Origin of the sequence: Kitasatospora sp. NPDC056184, assembly GCF_042268405.1 — a bacterium.
GTDB lineage: Bacteria > Actinomycetota > Actinomycetes > Streptomycetales > Streptomycetaceae > Kitasatospora.
In genome coordinates this window covers 964,163-976,884 of the sequence record NZ_JBHJUI010000001.1, presented here as the reverse complement: position 1 = coordinate 976,884, position 12,722 = coordinate 964,163, and the positions used below count along the sequence as shown (strand labels likewise).

Here is a 12,722-nt window from a genome sequence, read left to right as displayed (position 1 = left end):
CGAGACCTCCGCATCCGACCGGGGCCGCCACAGGTCAACTGCCGGAGACGCCCGGGTGGGGAAGGTGTCCCTCGATGCTGGTCCGGGCGATCGGCGGGCGGTCCCAGAGCGCGAGGAGGTCGTTGGCCACGTCCACGACGGTCAGCGGGTGTTCGTCCCCACGCACCTCGACACTGACGGCGGACAGTCCCTTCGGGACCGCCCCGGCGTCGAGGAGGACGCGCCACTCGTCGGGCCCGATCCCCAGGTACTCGAGGCCGGTCAGGCCGGCGATCTCCAACGGGTCGGCCAGCGTGCCGGGGTGCGCGGTGAGGGTGCGGAGCCGCGGCAGTCCGACGACGGGGGCGAGGCTGAGGGGTGCGCCGCTCCGGCGGAGGATCTCCACCACCTCCAGGTCGGGGTGGGCGGAGGAGACGAGGTCGGCCGGGTCCGGCCGCTCGCCGATCCGGACCGTGGCCCGGGCCTGCCGCACGGCGTGGCCTTCCGGCGCACCGCTCTCGAAGCGGTTCAGGACCAGCTCGGTCAGCGAGTCCCCGTACAGTTCGGCACCGATGTTCTCCTCGTGGCCGATGAGAATGACCTGGCCGAGGTGGCCGCCCGGGCCGGGCGTCAGGTCGACGGCGAAGTGGTCACCGCCGTTGCTGCCGAAGGCGATCCAGCCCGGCGAGCCGGCCAGGCCCTGGACGGCGGCGTCGGGCGGGGTGACGGCCGCCTCGACGGCCGCGTACCGCCACGGGCACGGCCGCAGGGTCGCGTCGGCTATGAACAGGCTGTCCAGGGAGCCGAGTTCGCATCCGACGGCGGACTCGGCGGCCTGCTGCTCCGCGAAGTCGGCCTCCCAGTCCCCCGATCCGTCCGGCCCGACCGGGCTGACCCTGGTCGCACGGTAGAGCGCTCTGAGCTCCTCGGGCAGCGCGACGCCGAGCCGTTCCTCCGCGGCGGCGATCTCCTCCTCGGTCGCGCCGACGGCGTCGGGGAGCCTCTCGCGGAGCGTCCGCTCCAGCAGGGCCGGGTCCGCGGACGGCGCCGGCACCGCCCCGGGGACCGGTTCGGGCCGGCGGCGCCAGGGTTCGGCGACGGCGTCCTCGACCAGGACGAGCGTGCCGGGGCTCGGGATCCGGAGGCCGGACCTGGACTCCATCGCCGGGCTGGTGCCGAACACGTGCAGGACCGTCCGCCCGTCCCGCGAGACGTCCGCCGCGAACATCGCCTCGCGGACGCCCGCCTCCACGAGGGCGCGCTGCACCGGCGCCGCGGCCCGGGCAAGGAACTGCTCGTCGCGCGGCAGGACCTTCAGCCTCCACCCGGTCGACGAGATGCTTCCCGTCATGTGGCCGGTACCGGCAGCCGCACGGCCGCCGTACTCGGCCCGGAGGAGCGTCAGCAGCGGCTCCCAGGTGGTGAAGTCGTGGAGCGCGGGCACAGGTCTCCTCCGGGCGGTGCGGCGGTCATGACGATCACGACGGTCCGCGGGACTCTACCGGCCGTCACCGACAGCGGTGACGGCCGGTGGCGGGCGGGCGACGGGATGGTCACCACCTGCGGCGGAAGGGGCCGAACCCGGCCTCTGCGGCGACCGCGTCGAGGTCGAAGGGCGGCCGGAACCGGGTCGGCCCGGCCGGGGCCGTCCGCTCGACCACCTCGCGCGTGAGGCGGCTCTCCCAGCGCAACCGGCCGCAGGAGCAGCCGACCGCCCCGGACCGGTCGATGAGGATCACCAGCCATCGGCTCCTGCCGCAATCGCAGACGAGGCGCTCCACCGTCGGCACCCGCGACACGTCCTGAAGATTCCAGCGCCCCACGGTGTACTGCTCCCCCGGGAGGCGCAGCTCCTCCGTGGCCACCACGTCGACCGCCTCGGCCCGACGCAGGGCCAGGTCGAAGGCCGCGGTGGCGCGCGCCTCCAGGGCACCGATCAGCGGCCGGGACTCCGCCTCCGCGTCGAACTCCGGGTCCTCGTCCCCCGATTCCAGCGTCTGGGCGAGCAGCAGCAGACGCTCCTCCAGGAGCAGCCGGCTGTCGAAGAGCGGTTCTTCGCGGTGGAGGAGTTCGTCCCGGACCCCGGCGGGCGCGTCCTCGGTGGCGCGGGCTGCGGCCCGGGCACGGCGGAGGATCTCCTGGTACTCCTCGGGGAGGCTTCGGGGCAGGTAGTAGAGACCCCAGTAGCGGCGGGCAAGCCGCCACAGACCCGGCTCGTACCGCTTCGTAACGAGCTTGAGCGGGGACGGCGACGGCAGGTCCGGCCGGCTCTCCAGGACGAGCCGGTGCTTCCACAAGACGTACCGGGGGCCGACCAGCGGCTTGTCCCAGAGGGTCAGCGAGTCCCTGACAGGGACCTCGCGCCCGGGAGCGTCCGCGGGGCCGGGAGACCCCCCGTCCTGGAACTCCCGGTCCTCGCAGGTGTTCGCGTCCTCCGCCGTCATGCGCCCCTCCCCGGCCTCGACCTCGGACTCTATCGCCGACTCCCGCGCGGGCGCCGGTGCTGCCACGGCCGTTCGGCGTGCTCGGAATCGGCGCCCGGGCGTGGGCACCGTCCGCGGACCGACCCAGCGGGGGGACGCGGCTTCGGCCCGCTCCTGAGTGCGCCGCAGGGTCGGCGCAGCCCGACAGCCGGTGCCGCGTACGTGGCGCTACTGGCCGAGCCGCGCCCGCCACCACTCGACGGTCGCCCCCAGCGCCTCGTCGATCGGGGTCGACACCTCGCCGAAGGCCGCGGTGTACGCCTGGGAGTCGATCACGAACGGCCGGTCGAACTGGTACTGCACCTCCCGCAGTTCCCCGAGCATGGGGTTGACCAGGCCGGCCAGGTGGAGCGGCCACCAGGGGATCCGGCCGACCGTGGCCGGCGGCAGGCCCGCCAGCCGGCACAGGTGCCGGACCGCCTCCCGGGTCGACAGCGGCGGGGCGGTGGGAACGTGCCAGGCGCGTCCCCACGCCCGCTCGTCGGTACCGAGCCGTACGAGCGTACGGGCGATGTCGGGGACGTAGGTGAAGCTGTGCGGTGCGTCCGGGTTGCCGATCACCCTGACTGCACGGCCGGCCAGGAGCGCGGGCATCATCCGCTGGGCGAGGTGGCCGGCCTCGGTGACGCCGGGCCCGAAGAAGTCCGAGGCCCGCGCCTCCGCGACGCGGATCCGGCCGGCCCGGTGCCGGGCCAACGCGTCGCGCCACATGCCGATGCGGACCCGGGCCTTGGTGCCGGTGCCCGCGAGCGGCAGGTCCTCCGTGAGGGGGGCGTCGACGGGGCCGTAGCCGTACAGGTTGCCCATCGTCACCAGCACCGAGCCGGCGGACTCCGCCGCGTCGAGGAGGGCGTTCGCGATCGGCGGCCAGTCGGTGGGCCACCGGTGGTACAGCGGGCTCGCGCAGTTGTAGATCACCTCGGCGCCCTTGGTGGCTTGCCGGAGTGACGCCGTGTCCGTGACGTCGAGCGCCGTACTCCCGTCGCCGCCGGAGCGGCTCAGGACGACGACCTCGTGCCCCTGTTCATCGAGCAGTCGCGCCGTGGTGGCCCCGACGGGGCCCTTGCCGATGACGATGTGCCGTGCCATGAAGGTCCTCCTGGAGAATTGAGAGAGCAGTGCTCTCTTCGTGGAGGAGTGTTCTCGCCGCGACGGGGAGAAGTCAAGAGCAGCGCTCTCTCTTGTGTGCACTGCTCTCGCATGACAGGATGGACGGCATGACGGCATCGCAGACCGCGCGGCAGCTGGCCCGCGCCGAGCTCACTCGCGCGATCAAGGAAGCCGCCACTCGCCAGCTCGCCGAGACCGGGGCGGCCGCGCTGTCGCTCCGCGCGGTGGCGCGGGACCTGGGCCTGGCCTCCTCGGCGCTGTACCGCTACTTCCCCAGCCGGGACGCACTGCTCACCGCGCTGATCATCGACGCGTTCAACGCGGTCGGAGCGGCCGCGGAGTCAGGGGCGGCGTCCGCCGCTCCCGCCGATCCGGGCACCCGGTGGCTTGCCGCATGCCGGGCGGTCCGCCAGTGGGCCCTGGCCCACCCGCACGAGTTCGCCCTGGTCTACGGCTCACCCGTCCCCGGCTACCAGGCCCCCACCGACACGGTCGACCCCGCCACCCGGGTCACCCGCCTGATGGCCGGTCTCGTCGTCGAGGCACACGCCTCCGGCCTCCTGCGCCCCCCCGCGCAGCCGCTCCCCGGGCCGAGACTCGTCGCCCAGCAGGTGCTCGACAGCGCGGGCGGGGCGCCGGCCGAACCCTACGCGGACCTGGTGGAACGGTCGCTCACCCTGTGGATCTCCCTGGTCGGCACGATCAGCTTCGAGCTGTTCGGCCACCTGAACAAGGTGGTCACGGACTACCCCGCCTACTTCGACGCCGCCATGACCATCGCAGCCGAGGCGATCGGGCTCCATGTCCTGTCGCCTCCTCCTGCGTGACACCCCACCACCAGCGGCCCGGTCCGGCACCCGCGGTGGACACCCGCACGGCCCATCACCCGGCAGCGCGCCGTCCACCGTCACCCGCGCCTGGCGGCCGGAGTCCGACGGACGCGTCGACCAAGGAGCAGCGGGAGTCGCCGGCAGCGCCCGGCAGCGCCAAGGACCGTGTGCGCGCGGTCGGGCCACTTCGCAGGGCGGTCAGGAGCGCTCGACAGCGCTCGAACACGTTGCTCCGAACGACCTGCCGGGCGGCGGCGAATGCCGGTGCTACCGGGCAGCCTGCGGCGGAGAAGGCGCGACGAGGGCGGCGGCGAGCTCGCGCCACTCCCGCTCCGGCAGCGCGGTCGGATCGGCGCTCAGGACCTGCAGGCAGACGTGGTCGGCTCCTGCGTCGAGGTGCTCCTGGACGCGGCGGCGGATCGCCTCCGTGTCGCCGTACGCGACGATCGCGTCCACCAGCCGGCGGCTCGGGCCGCCCATGATGTCCTCGTCGCCGAAGCCGAGCCTTCGGAGGTTCGCCCGCTGGTGCGGCGCCATCGCGACGTATCCGGCCACGTGTGCCGCGGCCACCTCCCGGGCCCGGCCGAGGTCGGTGTCCAGGACGACGGCCTGCTCGACCCCGAGGAAGGCGTCCGGCCCCATGATCGTCCGGGCCCGCGAGGTGTGCTCGACGGGCACGAAGTAGGGGTGCGCGCCCCAGGTGCGTTCGGCGGCCAGTTCGAGCATCTTCGGACCGAGGGCGGCCAGGACGCGACGGGGCGCCGGGTCCGGCACGGGGCCGTGGGCGGGGGTGGCGTCCATGGCGTCGAGGTAGGCCCGCATCGTGGCGAGCGCCCTGCCCCGGGCCGGGACGGGGTAGCCGTCCACCTGATGCACCGTGTCGTCGACCCGGTGCCCGCCCAGGCCGAGCAGGTAGCGCCCGGGGAAGGCCTCACCGAGCGTGCGGGTCGCGTTGGCCATGGCGATCGGGTCCCGGAAGGCGATGTTGGCGATGCCGGACGCCACGGTGATCCGTCGGGTCGCCGACAGCAGCAACCAGGCCTGGCCCACCGTGTCGCGGCCGAACGCCTCGCCGTGCCAGATGGCCCCGTAACCCAACTCCTCCAGTTCCGCGGCCGATTCACGTACGCGTGCGGCGGGTTGGCCTTCGTAGGCGAAGGTCCAGATCCCGACCCTGCCGAGCCCGGTCCGTGTGTCGTCAGTCATCCGTACTCCTCGGGCGGCTATCCGGAGAGGTTCTCCGGTTTCCTGTCGGCTAGAATACGGAGAACCTCTCCGGTTCGCCATCCCGGGAGCCGACCGAAGGGCGCGACGATGACGAGCAGTCAGGCACTCACCCCGGCCGAGCCCCCGCAGCGCACGGACGCCCGCCTCAATCGGGAACGCCTGGTGGCGGCGGCCCGCGAAGTGTTCGCCGAATCCGGGCCGGGCGCGTCCCTCAACGAGATCGCCCGCCGGGCGGGGGTGGGCCCCGGCACCCTGTACCGCCACTTCCCCAACCGCTCGGCCCTGCTGACGGCGGTCCTCGGAGACCGGATCGAGACCCTGCGCGCGCACGCGGAACGGCTGCTCGCCTCGGAGAACGCCGACGACGCCCTGGAGCAATGGCTGCGGGCCTTCCTCGCCCATGCCTGCGTGCACCAGGGCATGGGCAGCGCCCTGCTGGTGGAGTCGGCCGACGCGTTGGGCTTCGACTGCCGCCGGCGCATCCTGGACATGGTGACCGGCCTGCTCGCCCGCGCCCAACGGCACGGAACGGCTCGCACCGACCTGACCGCCGACGACCTCTTCCACCTCGTCATCGGGATCGCGCTGGCCACCGCCCATGACGACCAGGCGGGACAGCAGCCCGAACGGCTACTGGACCTGCTGCTGGACTCCGTGCACGGGGCACCGCGCCGGAGGACCTGACTCCCGCCCGGACCGGCGGGCGATCCCCTCTCCAGCCCGAGGCCGAGCCCGGGGCCGTCAGGGGATCCGCGCCTCGATGTGGGATTCCTCGCCCTGCCCGGCGTCGAGCCCCAGGCCGCAGCGGCCCAGGCGGAGATCCTCGGCTTCCTCCGCGCGGCCTTGGCGAAGTAACGCGGGAGCAAGGCACTCTGTCCACCGCCCGGGGCGGGCCGGTCAGAAGGACCGGTAGATGCCCTCGGGGTCGTCGTGCGCGGCCGCGGCGAATTCCTCGAAGCCCAGGTTGGCGATGCTCAGGTTCGCGTGTATTTCGTGAACTCCCACCGGGAGGGTTCGGAACTCGCGCCCGTTCGCGGTCGTCAGGTCGTAGTCCTCGTCCTCCTCGCAATCTGATCGCTGGATCGTGGTGACCGCGAGGAGGGCGTGGTCGGCGGACTGCATCGTTGTGCGGTCGGCGAGGAAGACCACGCTCCGATGCTCTCCGGTGCAGGCTGCCGCGACCACCTCATCGGCGGTCGCGTCCGCCCAGGCGGGGTCGTCGACGAGGTGAACGTACGGCTCGTAGGGCCGGTCTCCCCAGGGCTTGGCCAGTTCCGCCGCCACCGCCTGCCAGCTCGCGTCGTCCCGGTAGTCGGTCCGGACGACCAGGGCCTCGAACTCCTCGTGCTCGGTGACAACGGGCAACGTTCTCATGGGTCTTTTCCCCCTCGGTGTCGATCGACGGTCCGTGCCGCGAAACGGATCACGTGCTCACACTGAGCCCGGCCCGGATTGGAGTTCCGGTGTCAGACCAGGCAGAACTCGTTTCCTTCCGGATCAGCCATCACCACGTGATCGGGCTTCCCGTTCAGGTCCTCCTCGCGAACCACCGTCGCACCCGCAGCGGTCAGCCACTCCACCGCCGCGACCACGCGCGGCCACCGCACCTCCCACGGTGTTTCACGGCCGCCGCCGACCTGTACGTCCATGTGCACCCGGTTCTTGACCACCTTCGGCTCCGGCACCTTCAGGAAGGACAGGCCGGGGCCCGCCCCTTCGGGGTCACCGAGGTACGCGCCCTCGTCCCACTCCTCCTCCGGGACCCCGTGGTGGGAGAGCCACTCCTCCCAACTCCCGAATCCCGCGGGTGCGGGCTTCTCCGTGTAGCCCGTCGCCAGGGCCCAGAACGCGGCCAGCTCCGCCGGGTGCGCGCAATCGATCGTCAAGGCCCACCTGGTCGCCATGCAGCTCTCCTCGGTCGGATGCGGCGACGGTACCGCGCGCCTCCGACATCACCATCGACGAGCCGAACGCACCATCTGAGCCGGGGCCCTGAGGCGTCGTCTCGGGCCGCCCGGCCTGTGGCGAACACCACAACTGACGTAACGTCGGCTCCGCTCGGCTCACCACCGCACACCCTGGAGGACGGCACAGTGCAGCGCATCGGCATCATCGGAGTGGGCGAGATCGGCCGGGCAATCGTCGAAGGCCTCTGCAGCGACGACGGCAGCGGCGCCTCGCCCGACGTCCACCTCTCCCCCCGGGGCGCCCGCACCGCCGCCGAACTGGCCGAACGCTTCGGGGGCGTCCGGGTGTGCGCCGACAACCAGGAGGTGGTGGACCGCTCCGAGGTGGTGGTCGTCGCCCTGCGCCGCCAGGACCACCGCGAGGCACTCGCCGGGCTGACGGTGCCCGACGACCGGACCGTGGTCAACCTGATGGCCGGCGTCCCCACCGAGGACCTGCGCCGGACCCTCGCCACCGGCGCGGCGATCGTCGGCGCCATCCCGCTGCCGGCCGTGCGCGAGCGCCGCTCCGTCACCGTGACCTTCCCCTCGCACCCGGTGGTGGACGCGCTCTTCGAGCGGCTGGGCGGCGTGCTCCCCGTCGCGGACCAGGACGCCTTCAACGTCTTCTCCGCGCTGACCTCGACCCTCACCGCCCACTACGCCTACCTCACCACGCTCACCTCCTGGGCCGCCGAGCACGGCATCTCCCCCGACGCCGCCGACCGCTACGTGCGCGGCCTCTTCCAGAACGTCGGCCGCTCCCTGGGCGACGGGACCCGCCCCCTGCACCGGCTCGCCGCCGACCACGAGACACCCAACGGCAGCAACGAACGCATCCGCACCACCTGGTTCGACCCGGCCAACGCCGCAGCCCTCAAGAAGGCCCTGGACGGCCTCCTCGACGATCTGGGGTAGCAGCCCGCCGATGTCCGGGCCCGGACCCGGGGCCTACCCGGAGGCCCGCCCCGGGTCGGGCCCGTCGAGGGGCCAGGTGTCGCGGTCACGGAGGTGGTCGTAGGTCGGCAACTCCCCCGCCAGGACGTCGAAGTGGGGCAGCGGCGCCCACAGCGAGCGGTCGCCGATGACGTACAGGCGCCGCTTCGCCCGGCTGGCGGCCACGTTGAGCAGGTGCGGGCTGCCGGCCGCCCAGGCTCGGGCGCCCGGGCGGTTGCTGCCGAGGAGGAGGATGACGACGTCCGCCTCCTTGCCCTGGGCCCGGTGGACGGTGGCGCAGCGCTCGTCCAACTGCTCGGTGGTCCAGCCGGCTTCGGCGCAGGTCTCGCGGGCCTCGCGGACGAGGGCGCGGAAGGGGGCGATGATGCGCAGCCGGTCGGGGCCGGCGCCGTGGCGGTGGAGCCGGCCGAGGACGAACTCCAGGGCGCGGCGGTCGCGTTCGCCCCAGGGGGCGTCGCCGTCGCGGGCGGGGTCGGGGGTGTCGAGCCAGCGGCTGGGGAGGAGGCCGTCGTGGTCCTCGTCGGGGAAGGGCCGGGGGTGGGTGCCGTACACCATCAGACCGCCGTAGGCGACGTCGTTGCTGACGGTGAACATCGGGTCCTCGCAGCGGCGGTGGACACGCAGGGGCGAGCCGACCCAGACCGTGGACCCGTCGGCGCCGGTGGGGTCGGGCAGGTAGGTGCCGTAGCGGTTGACGCGGTCGGCGACGGCCTGGGCGGAGGTCGCGGACGGCAGCCACTCCTCGTCCACGCCGTGGGCGAGCAGCAGCCGGCGCTGGAGGGCGGCGGGCATGGTGACGACGGGTTCGAGCTGCAGGGGGTCGCCGACGAGGACGGCCCGGCGGGCGCGCCACAGGGCGCCGACGGCGGCCTGCGGGGTGGCCTGCCCGGCCTCGTCGACGAGCACCCAGCCGATGGCGCCCCTGCCGAGACGGGCGAACATGCTGCCGATGGAGGAGAAGGTGGTGGAGACGACGGGAACGAGGAGGAAGAGGGTCTGCCAGGCGCGCAGCACCTCCTCGTCGGGGACGGGGCCGTTGGTGCCGGCCATGAGCTCCGTCAGGACGAGCAGGTTGCCGCGGACCCGCTTGGCGTTGGCGGCGACGAAGGCGCGGTGCAGGTCCAGGGCGCGAATGAACAGGTCGCTGCGGGCGGTGCACCAGGCCTCGTCGGACCAGGGCGAGCCGAGTTCCTGTTCCCGGTCGTCGAGGTGGAGCCAGTCCAGGGGCAGGGAGGGCAGGTCGGCGGCGGCCCGGCGCAGGGCGCGGTGGGCGGCGTCGAGGCCGGCGGTCGCGGCGTCCAGCTCGCCGCGGGCGGCCGCGGCGTCGTGCCGGGCCCGCCGGACGGCCTCCAGCGCGGCGGCCTCCGCCGTACGGGCCTCGGCCTCCCGGGCACGGGCCCGGTCGGCGACCGCGGCGGCCCCGTCGACGGCGGCGGTGGAGCGGGTGTGCAGATCGGAGGCGGCGAGGTCCTCGGCGCGCACGCAGCGGGCGAGGTGTTCCTGGGCGTCCTCCAGGGCGGAGCGCTGCTGCACCAGCAGGTCGAGGATCTCGGCCTGGGTGCGTTCGTGCTGCGCCTCGGCGGCCTGGCGTTCGGCGGCGGTGCGGAGCAGGCGGCGCAGCCCGGAGCGCAGGCCCGGTCCGGTTTCGGACGGCGCTTCGTGCCGGGCGGTCAGGGCCTCGACGTACTCCCGGTGGTGGGAGGCCCGTTCGCGGGCGGCGGCCAGGTCGGCGCGGGCCTCGGCGAGGGCGGCGCGGGCCCGGGGGATGTCCCGGGTCGCGGCGTCGTGCGCGGCTTCGGCGGTGAGGGAGGCGGTCCGGGCGCCGGCGGCGGCCGCGGCGGCGTCGGCGTGCCGGGCCTCGGCCTCCGCCGCGCGCCGGTCAGCGGCGGTGAGGGCGGCGCGCAGGGCGTCGACGCGCCGCGGGCCCCGGGCCTGCGCGGTGTCCGCGAGGGTGGCGGCCAGGCGGGCCCGTTCGGCGCGCAGGCGTTCGACCTCGGCCCGGGCGGCCTCGAAGGCGGCGACGGCCTGCGGCCAGGACGGCACCGGCTGCGCCGGTCCGGGCTGGGCGGGTCCGGGCTGGGCGGGTCCGGGCTGCGCGGGTGCCGGCTGGGCGGACAACGGCTGAGCGGACGACGAGGCGGGCGACGGCTGGGCGGGTGCCGCGGCCGGGGTGCGCCCGGTGCGGGGCCTCGGGACGCCCGGGGTCACCCAGTCCCCCAGGACGGCGTTCATGCCGCGCAGCGGGGGCAACCCCCGGGCGGTGCGCGCGTCGGCCTCCGCCTCGGACAGCCGGCCCCACCAGAAGCGCTGGGCGAACCTCGTCCGGTTGGACTTGTTGCCGAGCACGGCGGCCACCAGGCCCCAGGCGGGCGCGCCGTCGAGCAGGGCGGAGGCCAGGTCGGAGAAGTGGTCGGGGCCGCCGTGCCAGTACTCGTCGAGGGCGGCGGCGCCCGGCAGTTCGGCCGTCACGTTCTCCACGGCGCCGTTGTTGGAGGAGGTCACCACGATCTCGTGGCCGGTGAGCCTGGGGTCGAGCGCCGCGACGAAGCGCGCGTGGCGCCCCAGCCGGTCCTTGCCGCGCCAGGCCCGGCCGACGAACGCGTCCTCGGGCCGCTCGAAGGAGGCCATCACGGTGGCCCGTTCGACGACGAGGGCGGCGACCAGGTCGCGCAGCATGGTGGTCTTGCCCGTCCCGGGCGGGCCGTTGACGGAGAAGAGGCCACCGTCGGTCCCCTCCCGGTCGGCCAGCATCCGGTTGACCGCGAACTGCTGGCTGAGCGCGAGCGGGTACGCCGCCTTCGCCGGCCAGCGCCCCGCGGGCACGAGGGCCGGGTCGACGCCGTCCAGGACGGCCCGGCGGTCCTCCCGCAGGTCGGTACGGGCGTGGACGGCGATGTCGGCGCGGGACGCCAGGTACGCCTCCAGAGCGGGACCGAGGCCGCCCCCGCCCTCCTTGCCCTTCTCCCCGCCCTTGCCCTTGTCGCCGTCCTTGAGCGCGGCCCGGACCCGGGCGAGGTCGGGCGGCAGGAGGCTGTTGAGGAACGGCTGCGCGGCGGTGGGCCTGGCCTCGGGGTCGCGCGGGAGGCGGACGAGCCGGCTGCAGACGCGGATCGCGCGCGGGTCCAGGCGCTCCTGGACGCCGCAGAGGTGGGCGATCTGGGCGGTCAGGGCGACGAGGTCCGCGAACGCGACGGTCCGGAGCTCGGGGCGGGTCCCGTCGGCGGGCTCCGTGGCGGCCGGCTCCGCCGCCTCCGTCCGTCCTGCCGGTGGTGCCGCCTCCCCGGCGGTCCCGGTGACACCGTCCTGCACCGGACGGCGCGCCGCCACCCACTCCGCCACCCGGCGCACCAAGGGGTCCGCCGCCCCCTGGATCGCGACCCCGGCCGCCTCGCCGAGCAGCACCCCGACCGCCGCCACCGCCGCGCCGCCCAGGACCTCGGCGAGCACCTGCCGCCAGCCCCGGGCCGCGGCACCCTCCACCACGCCGTCCGCGACCGGTTCCGACCGGGGGCCGGACGACCCCTCCCCCGCGGCGCGGCTCCCGCCGGCGGCGTACGAGATCGGCGCGGCGGCCAACTGCCCCACCGCCGCCTCGAACGCCTCGCCCAGCTCCTCGAAGCCGTCCAGCCACCCCGGCGCCGACGGCCCCGGGTCGAACAGCCGGCCCGTCGCCCAGGCGCACGCCGACACCACCGACGTCCCGTCGACCGGCCGCCCGTGCTCGTCCAGGACCAGCGCGAACATCGCGCTCCGCCCCGACAGCACCAGTTCCTCCTGCGGCACCCCCGGATCCGGCTCTGTCCCCGCCGGCAGCACCGCGATCATCGCCTGCCGCAGCAGTTCCAGCTCGAACAGCCCGCCGTACACCTCGTGCCGCCAGACCATCCCGCGCGGCGCCCGCCACGGCGCCGTGTCCGGATGCTCCGCCGACCACGGCAGCACCGGCGCCGCCTGCCCCGCCCCCGGCGTGAGGTCCACGACGAACGTGTCGGAGGCCCGGGGCCTGCCCGCACGCCGCTTGCGCGGCAGGTCCGGAATGCTCGGCGGGCTGAACAGCTCGATCGCCCGCCAACACTCCAGCAGGTCGGCCACCCGCCGCCCCTGCTCCCGCTCCCGCCCCGACCGCATGCCGTGCCCCCGTATCGAACCCGCAGCTCACAGCCGCTTCGTACGCCGATCAACAGTCCGCA

General features: G+C 74.7%; 10 protein-coding genes. 3 read left to right on the top strand and 7 right to left on the bottom strand.

Going from position 1 to position 12,722, the window contains the following annotated elements:
• Positions 1 to 34: 34 nt before the first annotated feature.
• The 3 genes from ACFC0B_RS03705 to ACFC0B_RS03695 all read right to left on the bottom strand — a co-directional run bounded on the left by ACFC0B_RS03705 (position 35) and on the right by ACFC0B_RS03695 (position 3,551).
• Positions 35 to 1,423: an SMI1/KNR4 family protein gene (locus tag ACFC0B_RS03705; RefSeq protein WP_376081615.1), complete on the bottom strand. Its 1,389-nt coding sequence runs from the start codon at positions 1,421 to 1,423 to the stop codon at positions 35 to 37.
• A gap of 109 nt (positions 1,424 to 1,532) precedes the next feature.
• The gene (locus tag ACFC0B_RS03700) at positions 1,533 to 2,423 is read right to left on the bottom strand and encodes a hypothetical protein (RefSeq protein ID WP_376081612.1); all 891 of its coding nucleotides are present in this window, start codon (positions 2,421 to 2,423) and stop codon (positions 1,533 to 1,535) included.
• Between the two features lie 207 nt (positions 2,424 to 2,630).
• Entirely contained in the window at positions 2,631 to 3,551 is a 921-nt protein-coding gene (locus ACFC0B_RS03695; protein ID WP_376081610.1) for an NAD-dependent epimerase/dehydratase family protein, read from the bottom strand.
• Positions 3,552 to 3,679: 128 nt separating this feature from the next.
• Here ACFC0B_RS03695 and ACFC0B_RS03690 point away from each other — a divergent pair, with 128 nt between their 5' ends.
• On the top strand, positions 3,680 to 4,399 hold the full coding sequence (locus ACFC0B_RS03690) for a TetR/AcrR family transcriptional regulator (RefSeq protein WP_376081607.1): 720 nt from the start codon (positions 3,680 to 3,682) through the stop codon (positions 4,397 to 4,399).
• 270 nt (positions 4,400 to 4,669) lie between these two features.
• On the opposite strand, the gene ACFC0B_RS03685 is transcribed toward ACFC0B_RS03690, so the two are convergent.
• Positions 4,670 to 5,608 carry a TIGR03620 family F420-dependent LLM class oxidoreductase gene (locus ACFC0B_RS03685; protein ID WP_376081604.1) on the bottom strand — a complete coding sequence of 313 codons (939 nt, stop codon included), beginning with the start codon at positions 5,606 to 5,608 and terminating at the stop codon, positions 4,670 to 4,672.
• A 108-nt stretch (positions 5,609 to 5,716) separates the two neighbouring features.
• On the opposite strand from ACFC0B_RS03685, the gene ACFC0B_RS03680 reads away from it, so the two are divergent.
• Positions 5,717 to 6,313, top strand: a complete 597-nt coding sequence (locus ACFC0B_RS03680; RefSeq protein ID WP_376081601.1) for a TetR/AcrR family transcriptional regulator — start codon at positions 5,717 to 5,719, stop codon at positions 6,311 to 6,313.
• A gap of 213 nt (positions 6,314 to 6,526) precedes the next feature.
• Here the strand turns inward: ACFC0B_RS03680 and ACFC0B_RS03675 are convergent, their stop codons facing one another.
• Complete coding sequence (locus tag ACFC0B_RS03675) at positions 6,527 to 7,003, bottom strand: DUF6924 domain-containing protein (protein WP_376081598.1); 477 nt, start codon at positions 7,001 to 7,003, stop codon at positions 6,527 to 6,529.
• Positions 7,004 to 7,095: 92 nt separating this feature from the next.
• Positions 7,096 to 7,533, bottom strand: coding sequence for a VOC family protein (locus tag ACFC0B_RS03670; RefSeq protein ID WP_376081596.1), 438 nt, complete (start codon positions 7,531 to 7,533; stop codon positions 7,096 to 7,098).
• Between the two features lie 189 nt (positions 7,534 to 7,722).
• On the opposite strand from ACFC0B_RS03670, the gene ACFC0B_RS03665 reads away from it, so the two are divergent.
• Positions 7,723 to 8,493: an NAD(P)-binding domain-containing protein gene (locus ACFC0B_RS03665; RefSeq protein WP_376081594.1), complete on the top strand. Its 771-nt coding sequence runs from the start codon at positions 7,723 to 7,725 to the stop codon at positions 8,491 to 8,493.
• 33 nt (positions 8,494 to 8,526) lie between these two features.
• On the opposite strand, the gene ACFC0B_RS03660 is transcribed toward ACFC0B_RS03665, so the two are convergent.
• Complete coding sequence (locus ACFC0B_RS03660) at positions 8,527 to 12,660, bottom strand: DEAD/DEAH box helicase (RefSeq protein WP_376081591.1); 4,134 nt, start codon at positions 12,658 to 12,660, stop codon at positions 8,527 to 8,529.
• Between the last annotated feature and the right edge of the window lie 62 nt (positions 12,661 to 12,722).